Source organism: Betaproteobacteria bacterium (assembly GCA_016194905.1).
GTDB lineage: Bacteria > Pseudomonadota > Gammaproteobacteria > Burkholderiales > JACQAP01 > JACQAP01.
Map to the genome: position 1 here is coordinate 1 of JACQAP010000035.1, position 18688 is coordinate 18688.

An 18688-nucleotide genomic window follows, 5' to 3' on the forward strand; every position below is an offset into this window, starting at 1 on the left:
AAACAGGAAGCGGCGAGCTTGCTCTGCGTCGGCTTGAACCAGGACGCAATCGGTCTACCGCTTCCCCGCTCTCAGGTCCGGCCAGACCTGAGAACACAAACAACATACACGTACAAAACGAACATACAAGGACGCGGAGGACGCGGAGGGAAAAAGTGCAGAATGAAGAAAGATAGTGGCAGTTTTTTTCAATGGGTAGTTCTATCTATCATGGCCGGCACAATCTGGCATGATCATCGGCATGCGGAAGCATAAGTCTTCGAAGCGCAGTTTACGTCCATCTCTCCTGCTGCCGGTACTTCTGCTGGCGGCGGGCGGGTTTGCCATCGGCCAGGACGGCGTCGATGACGCCACGCTCTCGGCTGGCAGTTTCACCATCAGGCGCTTCGACCGCCAGGCCTTCTCCGAACCGGCGCCGGTGCTGACGCTCAAACAGCGCCAGACCTTCATGGTCGGCCGCAACGTGTTCAATCGGCAATGGGCCGCGATCACTTCGCTGAACGGCGACTGGGGATTGGGCCCGACCTTCATCGCCGATCGCTGCAGCGCCTGCCACGTCAATACCGGTCGCGGCAGCCCGCCGGCCTCTTCCGACGAACAACTGCTGTCGATGCTGGTGCGCCTTAGCATTCCCGGCACGGACAAGCACGGTGGGCCGAAGCCGCATCCCGACTACGGCGACCAGTTCCAGAACCGTTCGATGGACGGCCGCAACGTGGACCTGGCTTATTCCGGCGCGCCGGTTCCCAACGAAGCGGACCTGTTCCTCAACTGGGAAGAACAAACGGTGGCGTTCGCCGACGGCGAGACGGTGACGCTGCGCAAGTCGAAGCTGCGCGTGGAGAATCTGAAGTTCGGCGAGCTTGGAAACGACACCATGATGTCGCTGCGCATGGCGCAACCGCTGGTGGGCATCGGATTTCTCGAAGCTGTTTCGGAAGAAACCATCCTCTCCATCGCGGAGAAACAGCGGGCGCAGAATGTCAACGGCCGGCCGAATCGCGTCTGGGATGCGGCGAGCAAGCGCACGGCTCTCGGCCGCTTCGGCTGGAAAGCCAATGTGCCGAGCCTGAAACAGCAGATTGCCGCCGCGGCGCTCGGTGACATGGGCGTGAACTCGAACCTGTTTTCCGAGCAGAACTGCCCGCCGATACAGACTGTCTGCGCCAAACAACTGCCGGGAAATTTTCCCGAGATCATCGACCACGAAATCGATGCGCTCGAACTCTGGCTGCAAGGTCTCGCCGTGCCCGCGCGCCGCGATGTGAACGATTCTGAGGTGAGACGCGGCGCCGCGCTGTTCTCATCGGCGCAATGCGCGGTATGTCATGTCCCCGAGATGAAGACCGGCAGCTTTCCAAAGCTGCCGCAATTGTCCGGCCTGCTGTTTCACGCCTACACCGATCTGTTGCTGCACGACATGGGCGAAGGGCTCGCCGACGGCAGGCCGGACTTTCAGGCGGGGCCGCGCGACTGGCGCACGCCGCCGCTGTGGGGACTGGGTCTTTCCGCCATCGTGACGGGCGGCACCGCATTGTTGCACGACGGGCGCGCGCGCAATGTCGGCGAAGCGATACTATGGCACGGCGGCGAAGCCGAAGCGGCGCGCGAAACATTCCGCAACATGTCGAAGGCCGATCGTGCCGCACTGGCCAGGTTTGTCGAGTCGATCTGAGTAGTCGCCGATCCCGTCCGCGATCGGAATCACCGAAACCTGATTGTCGTTATTCGACGACGCCGCAAATCTCACACTTTGATAGGTTTGACGCAGGCGCGTCGCGCCGAACCGCTTTCCTTTTCCTCCGCCAGGCGCTATATAGGTGAATGACAATTCGGGGCCGTCGCCGGACGTGGCTCGATGTCCCGCGTCGAAGGCAGCCATGTTTCCCGGCACTCCGGCTGGCAACAGCACTAGGGGGGAGGAAAAATGAAACGCTTCGCCATCATCGCTGCAGCATTGGCGGTCAGCAATGGCATTGCGGCGGCCGCGGCGACCGACCGCCCAGATGCGGCCAGGCCGGTCGTTGTCGCGCAAGCCGACAAACCCGTTGCCGCTGCCGGATCCAATGCCGCCACTGGATCCAATACCCCTGCGCTACGCGACAATCCCGGCTTCTATCTTGGTGAAGCCGGACTCAATCCCTCTGAACGCGCGGGCCGCGAGATCTGGTACAAGGCGACCGCCGGGAACAGCCGCTTCCACACCTACACGTTTCAGCAGCGCATCGGCGTGCTCATCGACTGGTATCGCGTGCTCAACGCGAACGAGCGCGACGACCGGCTGCGCGCCTGGGGAATCATCAACGATCCGGGATGCTGCACGCCCGGCAGCAAGGGATGTCCCGCGAAGACCCTGGAAGAAACCTACGGGCTCGACTGGTGCCCCGGCGACCAGGAACTTCTGAAGTTCGTCGGCCGTGACGGTTATCGCGATCCCGCATGCGATTTCTCGGATGCGCCGGTCGATGCGAGCGACTTGCATCACAAGGCCAAAGACCAGCGCCAGTCATCCTGCGATCTCGCGTTCGGCACTTCCACCGGCGCGCTCGGACTGCGCAAGTTTCCCAATCCGCGTTTCGACAGGGAGCGCTGGATCAAGCTCAACGGCAGCCAGGCGAACTGGGAGGGGTTTCGCGGCAAGCTCGCCAAGGACCCGAAGAATTCGGACAGCAAGATGAGCCGCTTGGCCGACGGTTCTGTCGAACCGCCTTTCCTGATCGGCATGTCCTGCGGTGCCTGCCACATCGCCTTCGATCCGCTGCGCCCGCCGAAGGATCCGTCGCATCCCGAATGGAAGAACATCAAGGGCGCGATCGGCAACCAGTACACGCGCATGTCGGAGATTCTCGGCTCAGGCATGCCGACCTCGAGCATCGAGTTCCAGGTGTTCGCGCATGCCCGGCCCGGGACGACCGACACTTCCGCCGTGCCCACGGATCAGGTCAACAATCCCGGCACCATGAACGCCATCATCAACGTCGACCGCCGTCCCACCTTCGCCGGCGAGAAAGTCGACAAGTGGCGCAAGGCGGCGGCCTGCGAAAAAGGCGCACCGGAGAGCCAGTGCTGGTGCGAACCCGGCCGCGAGGGCAAGTGCTGGCAGCGCAGCGTGAAGGAAGAAACCGTGCATCACATCCTCAAGGGCGGCGAGGATTCGATCGGAGCGCTCGAAGCCATCCAGCGCGTCTACTTCAACATCGGCTCGTGTTCAGAGCAATGCTGGGTGAATCATCTGACCGACCTGCGCCAGGCCGATCCGCAGTCGCGCAACTTCGGCCAGACGCCTTTCAACATCGGCCAGTGCCGGCGCGATTGCAGCAACTTCCGCGCGATCGAAGACAGGCTTGCCAACATTCTCGCCTTCCTCACCTCCAAAGAAACGGACGCTACGGACCTCGCGGTAGCGAGGGAGAACCAGCGTCGCGAGAGGAATCCGAAGGCCGTCTACTCGCAAGCCGATCTGGAGCGCGACCTCGACCGGCAGTTCGCGCCGGGCAGCGTCGCATCGGGGCGGGAAGTGTTCGCCGCCAACTGCGCACGCTGTCATTCGAGCCTCCCCGAAGCGACCGGCGGTCCGTTCAAAAACCGCGACTTCCGCGCGCCGGAGCCGAACCACGCGCGCGGGCTGCGCGCCGACTGGATGGGCAACGACCAGGCCACGCTGTCTTCCGAAGTCAAGACTTTCCGCTGCCGCGCGTTGCACTCCAACCACATGGCCGGCCATGTCTGGCAGGAATACGGTTCGGAGACGCTGCGCGCACGCACACCGGATCCGTCCCTGAAAGAGCCGCACGACGGCGGCCGCGGTTACTACCGCAACATCTCGCTGCTGTCGCTATGGGCGCACGCGCCGTTCCTGCATAACAATGCACTGGGTCCCGAGATCTGCGGCAATCCCGGGAACAAGGCGAATGACTTTTATCGTTCGTCTTACGTCGGCGCCGACCACAAATTGTTGAGCGCCGACAAGGCGCCCGCCTGCTGGGCCTACGATCCCAGCGTGGACGGCCGCTTCAAGCTGTATGTCGCCTCGATGGAAGACCTGCTGAACCCGGGCAAGCGCATCCCGAAAATCACCAAGTTCAGCGAGGACGTGCCGATCAGCCTAGGCCCGCGGCTCTGGGACGGCACCGAGGAAAAACAAGTGGTCGGCTTCACGCTGACCTTGCCGGCCGGCACCAATGCTGGCGCGCTCGGCGATTTCCAGCACAAGCAGTTCATGAACGATCTTGTGGCCGCCAAGCTGAGGCCCGCCGCGCTGCAGGAGAAATTGGGCAAGCGCCTTGGTGAAGCCGAGGGCAAGAAAATGGTCGAGGAATTGCAATCACTGAGCGCGGAAGTGCTCAAGGATCCGCAGCAACTGATCACGGCGGTGAAAAAGCGGCCGATGCTGCTCGAGGCTTACAGCTCCTGCCTTGCGGACGTCGAGAACGACGGCCATCCGTTCGGCGAGGGTTTGTCCGACAAGGAAAAGAAGGCCTTGATCGCCTTCCTCGCCACGATTTGACGACCCCGGGGGCCACAATGAACAAAAAAAGCATTCTTACCGGACTGATGTTCGCGCTGGCGCTGATGCTGGGCGGCTGCGACTTCGTCGGCAGCCTGTTTCATCCCGCACCGGTCATCAAGTTTGCCCCGTATGGACCCGACTATCAGGCCAAGCCGGATTTCGCGCAGATCGAGTACGAGTTTCCGCTGACGCCGGCGGAACTGAAGAAGCTCGATGCGGACAACCTGAAGAGTTACGACCAGGAGCAGATCGATCAGATCTATGCACGGCTCAGCGCCGGTCCCATACCGGACGGCGCATTCGACGGCGGGTTGTTTTTTCCGAAAGGCGTGAGCGGCGACCGGCGCATCGCCGAAATCGTCGGCGGGCTGCCCGGACTTGCGGTCGACCTGAAGGTGCAGAAGATCGAGGTCATCGGCAAGACGCTGTGGAAGGGCAAGGTTTTCTATCGCGATCAGCGCGTGCTGCGCAATCGTATCAACGATTTGACCCTGCTCAAGCCGCTCATCGACGGCGACCTGTCCACCATTCCCAAGATCACGGTGGCCGGCCGCGACCAGTGGCTGATGTTTCCGGCGAAGCTGTATTGCGGGCAGAGCCTGCTCGACTCGCGGCGCGAATCGGTGATCATCGATTATTTCTTCACCGACGAAATATCCGGTTACCGCGAGCGGCCGGACTATCTTGCCGGGCGCCGCGGCTTCCAGGTGCGCGATGAGATCCGCATGGTGCGGCCCGGCTTCTATCTCGGCCGCGCCTACATCGGCAAGATCTTCCTGCTCAACTTTACCCTCTACAACAAGGAAATCGCCGATCGCGACGGTGAAGGATTCATGAAGACCGGCCAGGTGCAGGAAGACTGCTGGTCGGGCACGCCGCGGCGGGTGGCGCTGACCGCATCGAAGTGAGCCGGATTCGCGGTGTCCCGTCATGACGCAAACAAGGCATGAGGATCCTGGCAGCGGTCGGCATGGCCTGCATGTTTGTTACTGCGTGCGGCATGGCTGAGCACGCACCGGTTGCGGGTGGGGATAACCTTCCGCACTGGGCGGTGGATCCGGGCAGGCCGGGACGCGACATTCCCGCAGCGGGGCGCTCGCTGTTCGATTTTGCCGTGGCCGGCCGCATCGATGGCAAGCCGGCTTACGACGTTCCGTTGTCTTTCGACGAGCTCGTCCGGCGCCTGGAACACCGCCTGGGCTGCGCAAGTAATTGCAGCCACCAGGTTCTCATTCCATTGGGGCGCTCGTTGCAACGCATGTCGGCGTCCCCGGATTTCTTTGCGTCTCCCCGCGTCGTGGTCGCTATCACCGGGGACGGCGCCGGTCCGGTGTCCGGCAGGGACCGCATCTATCTGGGCTATCAGCGGCGTTCAAACGTCATCGAGGTCATCAGCTACAACGAAACCGCCGGACGCTTCGAATTCCAGTTGGTGAAGAACTATCGCCGGGGCGCCACGCCGCAGGTGGTGTACGCGAATCGCAACGTCTGCGTCGCCTGTCATCAGAACCACGGCCCGGTTTTCTCGCGCCAGGTGTGGGACGAAACCAATGCCAATCCGCAAGTGGCTGCGATTTTGTCCAGGGCGGGCCAGTTTCATCGGATTCCGGTCGAGATACCCAATGCCATCGACGATGCCACGGATCGCGCCAACCTGATCGGGGTCGCGCAACGCATGTGGATCGAGGCCTGCGATGCAAAATGCCGCAAGGACGCATTGACCGCGGCGCTGCAGTACCGGCTCTCGGGCGAGAGGGGATTCGATCGCGAGCCGGTTGCAGAAGCAATAGCAACCGGGTTCCGCAGACGCTGGCCGAACGGACTGGCGATCCCGAATCCGGATATCCCGAACCGCGATCCTCTCGCCTTTGCTGCCGGCACCCGGGGTCTCGCGCAATCGCATGTCCCCGCGCCATTGGAGGCGATTGCACCGCGTGCGCCCCTCGAGGTATGGCGCGCACAGGATCCCGAGCTCGCGCACCGTTTCGTCACCGGACTTGCGCAGTTGCTCGCCGGGGCGGATGTGCGGGAAATCGATGGCCGCCTCGCCGCCGGGCCTTCGGCTGCGGCAAGCAAGGAATACCGGTCGTCCTGTACCCTCGGCGATGCGGGCACGGCTTACGACTGCCGCGGCGAAGTTTCATTGAGAGGCAATGCATCCGCGCTCGACGCTATTGCCATCGGCAACAATGCTCCGCTGCGCAACCTGACGCTCTCCGCGATCAAGCGCGGTCCCGGCGTGCTCGAATTCCGGCCCGGCAGCGGCGGTCATCGCGCAAGGCTTGCCAACGGCAATGCGATTGCGCGCGTGGCGCTGCGTTGGCGCGGCGCGCAGGGCGAAGCCAAAGTCACCGTGATCGAGGACTTCGCAAAACTGCGCGAAGCCGTGGCGGCACTTTCGCTGCCGGACAAACCGTTCAGCCGGACGGCGGTCATGGCGGCGCTGGACGCAGCCCTCGGCCTGCCCGCACAAGCGCGCTGCTGCGATGACGCGTCGTCCCTGCCGCCGGCGCAGGCGGACGCCGCACCTGCGACATCGCTGCCGCCCGAAGCCACGGCTTTTCAGCAGCCTTGCGGCGCGTGCCACGCGACGGCGGAGCCATCGCCGCCGAATTTTCTGGCCGGGGATGCGCAACGCATCAGCGCCAGCCTCGCGCACTGCGCGCCGCGCATGTTCGTGCGCCTGGCGATGTGGGAATCGAAACCCGAGGCGCGTGACAAGATGCCCATGCCGCCGCCGCAGGCGTCGCGCGCAGGCCATCCCTGGATGCAGGACGCGCCTGCCGACGCAATCAAGCCGCTCAGGAATGCCGTTGCCGGATGGTTGCGCGCCGAGACGGGTGAAACGCCCGACCTCGCAAAGATGCTGGCGCGCGGCTACGAGAATCTGCGTCCGTGCCTGCCGGCGGGCGCGTAACAAACGGGAAAAAAATGACCTACCTCTTCACTTCCGCGGATGAACCGGGCTGGCTCTCCAGACTGTTCGGCAAGCGCTGGTTGCGCATCCTGTTCCTGCTGCTCGCCATTCCGACCTTGCTCGCCAGCGGATTCGGCATCTACCTCTGGCAGCGCTTCCGCGGCGATACCGCGATCGAATATGCCGACATCGAACAGCATTTCAAATACGGTTCCACCGGCGGAGAGCATGAATCCGGGTTTCCCTACTGGATCTTTCAGGCCCTGCCCCAGGTCTGTGCCGAGCATCTGCCCGGCAAGGGCTACGCATCGCTCGGTCTGATCTACGAAGAGGGCAAGGATCTCCCGATCGGCATGTCGAAGCGGCGGTTCACCGGCATAGACCGTACTTTCCTGAACTGCGCCGTCTGTCACGCCGGCACGGTGCGCGATGCGGCGCAGGAAAAACCGCGCGTCTATCTCGGCATGCCCGCCATGCAGCTCGACATCATGGGTTTCGAGAAATTCTTTTTCGCCTGTGCCGCCGATCCGAAGTTCTCCGCGGAGTACATCGTTCCGGAAGCGCGCCGGCTGGTGCAGGCGCAAGGCGGCGACCTCGATCTCATCGACCGCTATGTGGTCTATCCGGTCGCCGTCGCGCTGATGCGCGAACGGCTGTTGATGCTCGCCGGACGTTTTTCTTTCGTGATGGGCCAACCGGACTGGGGCCCGGGTCGCGTCGACACGTTCAATTCGGCCAAGGTGATCTTCAACTTTCCGATGCACCAGATTGCCGATTACGAGAAAAACGCACCCGCCGATTTTCCCTCGATCTGGCTGCAGGGACCACGCGCGGGCATGCAGTTGCATTGGGACGGCAACAACACCAAGGTCGAGGAGCGCAACAAGAGCGCGGCTTTCGGCACCGGCACGACGCCGCCCACGATCGATCTCGAGAAGATCGGCCGCATCGAACAGTGGCTGCTGGCGAAAGAACCGCCGAAGTATCCTTACCCCGTCGACAAGGCGAAAGCGGCGCGCGGCGCCGGACTCTACAAGGAGTACTGCGCGGATTGCCATGGCGCCGGCGCGCGCGATTTCTCGGGCAAGTCGGTCGGCAAGGTCACGCCCTGGCAGGAAGTTGCCACCGACCGGCGCAGGCTCGATTCCTACAGCTATGAACTCGCGGTGAACCAGTCGACGCTTTACGCCGGTTATCCGTGGCGCTTCCAGCATTTCCGCAAGACCAACGGCTACGCCAACATGCCGCTCGACGGTTTGTGGTTGCGTGCGCCTTACCTGCACAACGGCTCCGTGCCGACGCTGCGCGACCTGCTCGAGCCGTCCGCAAGGCGGCCGAAGGTGTTCTATCGCGGCTACGACGTCTACGATCCGGTGAAACTGGGCTTCAAGTCCAACGTCGCGGAAGAAGGCGCGCGGAAATACTTCAGGTTCGATACCGAGGTCGCGGGCAACGGCAATGCCGGCCACGAGGGCCGGCGCTATGGCACCGGGCTCTCGATCGACGACAAGGAATCGCTGGTGGAATTCCTCAAGACATTCTGACCATTTACCGGGAGACGCTCATGGATAGGGGACACCAGTCTGGCACTCTCAAGAGGAAACTCCTGTTCTGGCTGGGCGTGCTGATCGTGATCGGCGCGATTTTCGGCTATGTCGGCTGGACCAAGTTCTTTCGCGAGGAACCGCAGCCGGATTGGGTGAACGCGTCGCCGGACATGCGCTTCAAGTACGGCTCGATCGGCGCGGAGCACGATGCCGGCATCCCGTACTGGATCTTCTACGTGCTGCCGCGCATGTTCCCCGAGAAGTTGCCCGGGCCGGGGGGCTACGCCGCTCTCGGCGTGCCTTGGGAGCAGGGCCAGGAACTGCCGGTCGGATTCACCAAGAAGACCATCGGCTTTCCGCGGGTCGCCAACACCTGCGCTGTTTGCCATACCGCGACCTATCGCAGCAGTCCCGACGAAGTGCCCGTCTTCATCACGGCAGGCAACGGCCATACCACCAACGTCGAAGCCTTCTTCCGTTATGTGGTCGACTGCGCCAAGGATCCGCGCTTCAACGCGGACAACCTGATGCGCGAGATCAACCTGGTCACCGACCTGTCCTGGTTCGACCGTCTGTCGTACCGGTTCCTGATCATTCCGATTACGAAGAAACGGCTGCTGGAACGCGAAGCGCAATTCAAGTGGATCTACCGCACCGACTTTCCCGACTGGGGGCGCGGGCGCGACGATGCCATGAACCTCACCAAGTATTTCATGATCAAGGTACCGATGGACGACACCTTCGGTCCCACCGACATGCCCTCCATCTGGAACCTGCAGAAGTACAAGCACGACAAGAACATGCGCATGAACTGGGCGGGCGACAGCCACGACGCGCGTTCCGTCATCATCGATTCCGCTCTGGGCCTGCTCGGCGCGCCGCCGCACGACAAGGGCGAATTCCTCGCGCAGATCGACTGGCTCTACGACTACCTCACCAAAAAACCGGCGCCGAAATATCCGTTCCCGATCGAGAAGACGCGCGCGGCGGCGGGCGAGGTCGTGTTCGACAGGACTTGCGCGAGCTGCCATGCCAGCGACCTGACCGGCACGCGCATCCCGCTTGCCGAGGTCGGCACCGAAAAGGATAGGCTCGCCAGCTGGAACAAGAAGGCCGCCATCGAGGCCAACCGGATCGTCACGGAGATGGGCATCGAACGCCTCGGCCTGGTGGAAGAAGACCTCAACGGCTACGACGTGCCCTTCCTCGACGGCATCTGGCTGCGCGCGCCCTACCTGCACAACGGATCCGTGCCTACGCTGCGCGATCTGCTGACGCCGCCCGAGCAGCGCACCAAGGTGTTCTGGCGCGGCTACGACGTCTACGATCCCGTCAACGTCGGCTTCGTGATGGAAGGTGCGGAAGCCGAACGCGTCGGTACGAAACACGATACCTCGCTGCGCGGCGGACGCAACATGGGGCACGTGTTCGGCACCAATCTATCCGTCGGGGACAAGGATGCGCTGATCGAATATTTGAAGACCCTCTAGCGAGGGTCAAGGGACTAGGGTAGGGGCTAGGGGGTAAAGCAGAACAAGACTGAGTACTGAGTAAAAGCTTTAAAGCCTTTCCCTAGCCCCTCACCCCTAGCCCCTGCCCTCAGTCACTTCAGGCCGAAGAGCCAGGCATCGATCCAGTAGGATTTACCGCCCTTGTCACCCAGATGGTTGCGCACGGAATCGACGACGCCAACTACCCAGGAGTTGTCGGATGGCGGTGGCGGCTCCTCTCCGAAAACGGTTTCTACGGCAATCTCGCCCAGTTGCCGGTAGCTTTCGAATTGCGATTCTCCATAGAACTGGTTCGAGGTCGGTTCCTGCGGAAACGCTTCGTTCTTGGCGGCGTAGTGCTGGACGTCCCGCGGTTCCTTGCCGCAAAGCACGGGCTTGAAGCAGATCAGCATGCCGTCCGGGGCATCCTCGCCGTCGACAGTCGAATAGCGGATACGACCGATAGCGCAGTAACGCCCGCTGTCGTCGTCCGGTCCGGTCTTCCGGTGTATCGGTAACGATTCGAATTCGATGGGGATGCCCAGATCGATGCGTATCTTTCGCACCGCATTGCCGAGGTCCTCGAACTGGTAGTCGGGGTCCGCGCCCGCGTCCGTCACTACGATGAAGCGGCAGCGGCGCAGCACCATTTCGAAGAGGCCCATGTTCTCGAAATGCCCGCCGTCCGAAAGATAGATGTACGGGCTCTGGTCGTCGGTCAATCCGAACGCTTCCGACCACAACGGCCGCAGCAATACCCGCGGTTCCGCCAGACGATAGGTGTCGGCTCCGGCGACCCCGGGATTGCCCAGCCACCAGCCGAGCCGCACATTGAAAAGCGTGAGCAGCAGCGCCGCGAGTGTGGATGAGGAGTACCCCATGTTCGGACTGACGGCGGCGCCGGAAACCGCGACCGCCGTGCCGATGGAAATTCCATGCTCTCCGCCGTAGTCGCGCGAGTTGCGGAAACCCAGGTAATAGGTGCCGGAATGCATTGGCGTCACCACGAAAGGGGCGGCCTTGCGTTCCTGCCACGCGAGCTTGCTGCCATGCACGAGATTGAGGGTCAGATTGATCACGTGCATGAGTTTGTGCGGAGGCGGCGGCGGAAACTCGTACTTTCTGATCTCTTCCGGAAAAGCCATCTCGACGAGCTTGCGATTGCCGAAGATGACATTTCCCTGCCCGTAATAATGATCGACGATCGCGAGCGCGTCTTTCTGTCCCGGTTGTTTTCTGAACTCACTGAAGGCCCTTGCTCTGTCGAGGCGGAGGGTTTCCAGAACCCGGTTGAGCGTCTCCAGCACGTCCTGTTGCAGCGATTTGAGTACCGGCGCGTTGGGCGTGGCATTTCTCAAACGGGTGGTCAGCACCGCGGAGGGGTCATACGCAGGGGTGCACATGAGCTGCACCAGGAGTTGCGCGGGATCTTTCGGCGCCGTCTTGGTGTCACTGACCTTCCCCATTGCACCGCGCAGCATGCCGACGAAACGCGCGAGGTCGTTGATATCGCCTTCGCGCAGCAGGCCGGACTGCAGTTCGTGCATCTGCACGTCGTCGAGCGGGTCGAAGCCGGTAAAAGCATTCGGCCGGCGGTCGGTTCCGCGCGAAGCGCCGAGAAACGTGCGGACGATGCGAATCCGGTATACGGCGTGAAGCGAAAACTTGTTCAGATTGATGATCGAGCTCGCCACCGCGAGGAACACGACCAGCCCGAATATGAGCGTGACGATGATGCGCAATCTCGTCTGGCAGACGATTTCAAGATGCAGTTGCGGATCGTTGAAGACGCTGATTCCAAGTGGCAATGCATCCTGCAGCCCGCACGCCTGCCTGAGGGGGGCCAGTTCGGCCGGGAACAGGTCGCGCAACGCAACGAGGAAAGCGTTTTCCTCGAAGCCCGGTACGGCGCCCATCCAGCCAAAGAATGCATCGAGACCGGCGCTGGTGAGCAGCGCCAGGAAAGCGAGAAAGACGACGAGGAAAACCGCGGAGGCCAAAGTCAGCGCGCTTCCCCCCAGCAGGGATGCGGCCGGTTTGGACTGCCCTGCGGCCGCGGAATTTTTCTGTCCCGTGGCGGCGGTGAGCGAGCTCTTCCCGAGCAGAACCGCAATCAATCCCGATACGCCGCCGAGCGCGCCGACCAGGCGCGGAAACTCCAGCAGCAGCGGCGGCCCGAACAGCGCGATGGCGGACAGGACAACCCATCCCACCATGACGATGAGTATCCATGCGCCGAACCGTGCCCACCATTCGCGATCCTCGTCTTCGATCCACTGGAATTTCGATACGGCGCCGATGAACAGCGTCATGCCCGCCAGCGTCGCCGCGATGACCGTAGGGACCGCGAGGATGGTGTAGAGGTGCGCCGCATAGGCGGTGAACGACCAGAGTTCGAAGGCCGGCTCGATGCGCGATCCCACCTGCGACGCGTAGTCCGCCAATCCCGAAATAATGCTGAACGCCAGGAAGCCCGCGAGCAGCATGGCGACCAGCTCGTTGAACCGCTTTCCCAGGCCCCGCCGCGGCAACAGGGGAAAAGTAATCAGCCAGCCGACAAAGATGATGATCTCTCCCCACACCACCAGATGATCGAAGCCGATGCGCCCCAGCGCCTCGATCATGTCGGGCAGCGGCAACTGGCTCAATATGACCCGGATCTGAAGCCAACTGAGCGCGGATTTTTCGTGCGGCAATCCCCATACCAGCAGCGTCAGGGAAATTGCAAAGACGAAGAGCGGCAGCACGCCGAGGATCACAAGCCAGCCCTGGTGGGCCAGCTTTTCCTTCGCCTGGTTCAGTCTTCGCCGGATGCGGCCCGACGCCGCGGGTGCGTTGGGGCCCGCCGTATCGGTCACGCTGGGACGATGCACGTTGATGCAGACCAGCGTCAGCAGGACGGCACACCCCGTCATCCAGACGAGCCAGGGAAACAGGCTGCCGTTGCCGTACATCAACGCGCCGTACTTGACCCGCCACGAATGCGCGAGTGCGGAATACAAACGCGGCGCCGACAGGACCAGCAGCAGAAACGGGATGATGACCAGCCAGTTCAGCGAAAGGTTGCGCAGGTAAATCCCCACCCACGTCCAGGTATCGGCGGTGAACAATCCCGATTTCGGGTTCAAAAAGTGGCTGTAGTCGCGCAGGAAGCGGATCGGCTCGGGTGCCGGCTCGGTTTTCGTCGTCAGGCCCTCCGTTTCTTCCTGCGCCCGCGTACTCAACTCCTTGATCACGCCGGCCAACCCCTGTGGATGGCGATGGATCCACGTCGATAGCCAACTGCCGACATAACCTCCGCCGGATACGGTGGACAGATAATCGAATTTTTCCAGCACGCCGCGGCGCGCCAGCGCCCCCAGCACGCCGAGCCCGAACGCCGCGCTGCGTATCCCCCCGCCCGACAGGCAAAGCGCGCTGCGTATTCCCTCCGGTCCGCGCAAGTTCTGTATGTCCTTGTACAGCGCCGTAAGCCGGGCAGTGTCCGCGCGGCCAATGGCGTCCGACGGGAATGCCGCCTCGAGCAGGATCCGGTTCAACTGGACCTGCTCGTCGTACGCAATCTGGTCCGCGGCGGATCGTTCTGATTTCGGGGCGATGGACGTGGTGGCGTCGGCCTGGAATGTTCGTGCCCGCGGTTGCCCGCTGCAGCCCGGGTGCAACCGGGCCAACTGCCAGGCCGCGCTGTCGCGGTCGAGCAGGGTGTGGTCATACAGGTTTTCCGGTTCCAGGAGCAGTTCATTCAGTTTCAGCAACAGGAGTTGCTCGAACTGCTTCGTCCATTCCCCGTCGTGCAGGGGACGCGGTTCCGTAAACAGCTTGTCCCTGATTGCGCTGATGGCCCTGCCGTTGTGACTCAGGAAAGGCGAATCGAAGTATTCCCGCAGTTTCTGGCAGTTGACATCCGCCTTCTCGAGCAGCCAGTCGGGCGCCTTCGATAGCGGACCGTGGGTGGTGACGAACTCTTTTTCGAGAACCTCGCACAAACGCAGCGGAAATCTCTTGATCGATCGAGAAGTCGTTTCATCGGCTTTCATATCCCGCTCCTCCGTTCGTTCATCGGTCGCGAACAGCCCCGACCTTCTTCGTCGGACGATACAGAAAAAGCAATGTTATCGCCGGCATCCGCAATGCCATACGACGAATCGTAGACGACAAACCGAAAAAAGCAATGCGTCGCCTTGCTTCAATAGAGCGTGCTTCAACAGAGCGAAGAGCCGGCATCAGGCGCGCGAGTGTCGATGCCGTGCCCGGGAGGGCCGTGCATCTGGAATCTTCCCCATGCGGGCAACGTTGTACGTCCAGTGCAGGAAGTGCTTATCATGGCGAAAGGTCCGCTCGCGGAGCCACGGGACCTACCTGACCTGAATCGTAGCGGTGGAGGGTGAAAGCGTGAGGAAAGTACTGCCGGATGTCGTCTGCGATGCCCGGCAACTATCGCAACTGCCCCGCGCCACTTACGACGCGGTCTATTGCTCTCATAACCTGGAACACTATTACCGGCATGACGTGCCGAAGGTGCTGGCCGGATTTTCTCACGTGCTCAAAGTCGGTGGGTTCGTGCACATCATTGTTCCCGATATGGGGGCGGCAACGAGTTTTATGCGCACAAAACCGGATTCACGCAAAAATCCCTGCCGGCAATGCTGGTGAAGTGCGGCTTTCCTAACGTTTTCAGCGGCGCCGGCAACCTCGAGGTCATCGCGTTCGCGTTCAAAGAGAAGCCCGATGAGTTTGCCCGGAAGCTTATCGGTATCCCCTAATGTGCGGACGCGGGCGTCGTGCTTTTACTTGTTGGAGCGTAACTCACTCAATCACTGTCATGTCGGATCATAACTTACCCACTTGAGTGGGGTTCGAGGCTGGCGGTAATCAACTCGCAGCTGGGCGCGACGGTTGACCGGAGTGCTCCCATGCCAAAGTGGGGTTGGGGCGAGGTCAAAGGCCCGTACACGGGCTGAGGCCACCGCCAAAATGCGCTCTCTCCATCGAGGCGACCCACAACGGCAAGCCGTTGAGAGCGCCTCATGTCGAACGTGTAGATTCCGTTGAACAATAGGCACACGCATGGACATTAAGGAAATCGTCAAGGACAACACCGTTCATTTCGCAAAATACCGCCAAGGCTATGCGTACTACACCGTCCGCGTGCCGTCGGATGGTATCGACTACATCTTCCCGGTTCCATTATCCGATATCGGAGATGCAACACTTCTCGCAACTGATAAGGCTATGGTGTTCATGCGGTATATCCGCCAAGCTCTCGAAGATAAGACATTTGTGAAAGTAAGGTAAACCGGGGCGTGATGGACAACGACACTTCGCGAGCACCGCTTTACGTGCTCTCTCGTGTGCATCATCGCTGACGTTAGCCATCTACCTCGCGCGAACAATGATCCACATTCGCGAAATCGATCACCTCGTACTGCGTGTCGTCGACCTCGACAGCATGCTTCGCTTCTACTGCGATGCACTCGGATGTACGGTGGAGCGGCGCCAGGACGGAATCGGTTTGGTTCAGTTGCGAGCTGGTCGATCAATCATTGATCTCGTGCCCATCGATGGCGAACTCGGCAGGGCTGGTGGCGCAGCGCCAGGAAAGGAGGCACGCAACTTGGATCACTTCTGCCTTCGAGTAGAACCATTCGACGAACCGGGCATTCGCCGCCATCTGCAGGCACAGGGCATCAAGGCCAGCCCGGTTGCTTCACGCTACGGCGCAGAGGGCGAAGGCCCTTCCATCTATGTCACAGACCCGGAAGGGAATGTTGTCGAACTCAAAGGCCCACCAGGTGGTTAATTTCTCCATCGAGGCGACAGCCATCGGCAAGCCGGCGAAAGAAAGGGATCACGCTTGGTTAAATGCATAAACGGGAGGTCTTACCGAGTTGCATTGGTTCGCTAGTTCCCTTCCGCTTTTCTCATTCTGCCCAGCTCGCGGATGTAACTGACCAGGGCCCAGATCTGATCGTCGGCGAGTTGATCTTTGAACGGGGACATCAGCGTGCCGGAGCGGCCGTTCTTGATGGTGTTGAAGATCATCTCGTCGGTCGGTGTGCGCAGCCACTCGTCGTCGGTAAGATCGGGGCCGGTTCCGCCGCGGGCGTTGCCGCCGTGGCAGCCGTGGCAGGAGAGGCGCTTGAACAGCCTGGCGCCGTTTTCGATTGCTTGCGGATCGCCTTCATACGGGTTCTTGAGTTGGCCGGTGGAGACCGGGCCGGTGTCGACATTGCCGGCGCCGCCGGTGAGTGCAATTAAACAGGCCAGGGCAAAAAGAATTCTCTTCATTGGCTTCACTTCGTTGAGGGACACAAAAAACGCGGCCGGTTCGGAAGCGACCGGCCGCATTGACTCAAGCGAGTCCGACTTACTTGTCGAATAGCGCGAACACCGTCAGATAGCCGCCCTTGCGGTTGTCCTTCAGGTGCGGGGCGCCGCCCTTGCCGCCCCAGGTGGCCCAGCCGGTCCAGCCGCCCCAGCCCGACGGGACGGCGATGTACTGCTTGCCGCCGATGGAGAACGCGATCGGACTGCCGACGATGCCGGAGCCGGTCTGGTAGGACCACAGTTCCTTGCCGGTCTTGGCGTCGTAAGCACTGAACAAACCTTCCGGCGTGCCGGCGAATACCAGGCCGCCGGCGGTAGTGAGCACGCCGCTGGTGAACGGCGACGGCGCCTTCACAGTCCACTTCTTCTCGCCGGTGGCGGCGTCGAACGCAACCAGTTGGCCGTAGCCCTTGACCCAGTCGGCTTCGGCGATGCCGAGGTTGTAGTTGCCTTCGACGCGCTCGCTTTTTCCCGCCAGTATATTGGCGCAGATCTCGCGGCTGGGCACGAACACCATCTTCATCTGCGGGTTGTAACTCATCGGGTTCCACCACTTGCCGCCTTCGGAGGCCGGGCAGACGTCCATCGCCTTGTGGTCGTAGGTGGGGATCTTGTCCTCGGCGACGATCGGGCGGCCCTCTGGAGTGAAGCCGGTGGCCCAGTTCACCTTGGAGATTTCCTTGCCCCAGATGAATTGGCCGCTGGTGCGGTCGATCTGGTACAGGAAGCCGTTGCGATCGCCATGCAGCCACACTTTTTTGCCGCCGAGGTCGGCGAGGATGGTTTCGTTCACGCCGTCGAAATCCCACACGTCCCAGGGCGTGTACTGGTAATAAAACTTCATCTCGCCGGTGTCCGGATTGAGGGCGAGCGTGGAGTTGGTGTAGAGATTGTCGCCCTTGCGGTTCGTACCGTCCCAGTCGGGATTCGGGTTGCCGGTGCTCCAGTAGAGAAGGTCCAGTTGCGGGTCATACGAACCGGTAATCCACGCCGAGCCGCCGCCGAACTTCCAGATATCGGCGTCCTGATTTCCCCAGGTCTCGGAGCCGGGCTCGCCAGGCGCGGGAATGTTGTAGTGTTTCCAGGCCTCCTCGCCGCTCTCCGCATCGAGAGCTTCGACCCATAGGCGGGTCGGATATTCGGCCCCGGACATGCCGATGACCACCTTGCCTTTGACCACCAGTGGCGCGACGGTCATGGTGTAGGCTTTGCTCCAGTCGGCTACCGTGGTGTCCCATGCCACTTTGCCTGTTGCGCGATCCAGCGCGATGACGTGCGCATCCGGCGTGGTGTAGTACACCTTGTCTTTGTAGACGGCGGCGCCGCGGTTGCCGAGATCGCAGCACAGCATCTTGCCGATGCCATCGGGCAGCGGATGCGCATACTGCCAGACCGGGCTGCCGCTCTTGGCGTCGACCGCGAAGATGTGGCCGTGGGACGAAGTCACGTACATCGTGCCGTCCACCACCAGCGGCGTCGTGTTCTGCGCATCGAGCACGCCGAACGAAAAGCTCCAGACCGGCACCAGCTTCTTGACGTTGCGGGTATTGATCTTGGCGAGCGGACTGAAGCGCGTGCCGGAATAATCACGGCCCGCCATGAGCCAGTTGTCGGGTTCCTTGGCGGCGTTGAGCAGCATGTCGTCGGTGACCGGTGTGTGGGTCACGTCGGCGTGGACCGGCATGGCCAGCACGCCGGCGCTTAGACCGGCAGCGACCAGCAGGGACTTGAGAGACGGACTTCTTCGAGATTGCATGGCAGGACCTCCGGTTTCGTTGCGTTTCATTTCGACGGCGGCATCGTGTGCCGCCGGGATGTCCCTGCAAGAAATCTGCCAAATGGAACGCATTGCGCTTGGTGAAATCCTGGATTCAGGACCGGGTTCCGCCGGTAGAAA

The 18688-nt window shown here is 61.8% G+C and carries 11 protein-coding genes and 1 pseudogene; 9 read left to right on the top strand and 3 right to left on the bottom strand.

Features of this window, described 5'->3' with window-relative positions; genetic code table 11:
- Nucleotides 1-241 precede the first annotated feature (241 nt).
- The 6 genes from HY067_22545 (at nt 242) to HY067_22570 (ending at nt 10464) form a co-directional block, all read left to right on the top strand.
- The gene (locus HY067_22545; protein ID MBI3530735.1) at nt 242-1675 is read left to right on the top strand and encodes a c-type cytochrome; all 1434 of its coding nucleotides are present in this window, start codon (nt 242-244) and stop codon (nt 1673-1675) included.
- 489 nt (nt 1676-2164) lie between these two features.
- Nucleotides 2165-4507: a cytochrome c gene (locus HY067_22550; protein ID MBI3530736.1), complete on the top strand. Its 2343-nt coding sequence runs from the start codon at nt 2165-2167 to the stop codon at nt 4505-4507.
- A gap of 17 nt (nt 4508-4524) precedes the next feature.
- Nucleotides 4525-5418: a hypothetical protein gene (locus HY067_22555; protein ID MBI3530737.1), complete on the top strand. Its 894-nt coding sequence runs from the start codon at nt 4525-4527 to the stop codon at nt 5416-5418.
- Nucleotides 5419-5456: 38 nt separating this feature from the next.
- On the top strand, nt 5457-7427 hold the full coding sequence (locus HY067_22560) for a hypothetical protein (GenBank protein ID MBI3530738.1): 1971 nt from the start codon (nt 5457-5459) through the stop codon (nt 7425-7427).
- A 14-nt stretch (nt 7428-7441) separates the two neighbouring features.
- Nucleotides 7442-8971: a cytochrome c gene (locus tag HY067_22565; GenBank protein MBI3530739.1), complete on the top strand. Its 1530-nt coding sequence runs from the start codon at nt 7442-7444 to the stop codon at nt 8969-8971.
- Nucleotides 8972-8991: 20 nt separating this feature from the next.
- Nucleotides 8992-10464 carry a hypothetical protein gene (locus HY067_22570; protein MBI3530740.1) on the top strand — a complete coding sequence of 491 codons (1473 nt, stop codon included), beginning with the start codon at nt 8992-8994 and terminating at the stop codon, nt 10462-10464.
- A 113-nt stretch (nt 10465-10577) separates the two neighbouring features.
- On the opposite strand, the gene HY067_22575 is transcribed toward HY067_22570, so the two are convergent.
- On the bottom strand, nt 10578-14501 hold the full coding sequence (locus HY067_22575; protein MBI3530741.1) for a patatin-like phospholipase family protein: 3924 nt from the start codon (nt 14499-14501) through the stop codon (nt 10578-10580).
- A gap of 331 nt (nt 14502-14832) precedes the next feature.
- Between HY067_22575 and HY067_22580 the strand changes: the two are divergent.
- From HY067_22580 to HY067_22590, 3 genes and pseudogenes are all read left to right on the top strand, one after another.
- Nucleotides 14833-15227: pseudogene (locus HY067_22580) on the top strand (methyltransferase domain-containing protein).
- Nucleotides 15228-15531: 304 nt separating this feature from the next.
- The gene (locus tag HY067_22585; GenBank protein MBI3530742.1) at nt 15532-15759 is read left to right on the top strand and encodes a hypothetical protein; all 228 of its coding nucleotides are present in this window, start codon (nt 15532-15534) and stop codon (nt 15757-15759) included.
- Nucleotides 15760-15856: 97 nt separating this feature from the next.
- Nucleotides 15857-16264: a VOC family protein gene (locus tag HY067_22590; GenBank protein MBI3530743.1), complete on the top strand. Its 408-nt coding sequence runs from the start codon at nt 15857-15859 to the stop codon at nt 16262-16264.
- A 101-nt stretch (nt 16265-16365) separates the two neighbouring features.
- Here the strand turns inward: HY067_22590 and HY067_22595 are convergent, their stop codons facing one another.
- Both HY067_22595 and HY067_22600 read right to left on the bottom strand, forming a co-directional pair.
- Entirely contained in the window at nt 16366-16752 is a 387-nt protein-coding gene (locus tag HY067_22595; GenBank protein MBI3530744.1) for a c-type cytochrome, read from the bottom strand.
- Between the two features lie 79 nt (nt 16753-16831).
- Nucleotides 16832-18547, bottom strand: a complete 1716-nt coding sequence (locus tag HY067_22600) for a PQQ-dependent dehydrogenase, methanol/ethanol family (GenBank protein MBI3530745.1) — start codon at nt 18545-18547, stop codon at nt 16832-16834.
- Nucleotides 18548-18688: the final 141 nt, after the last annotated feature.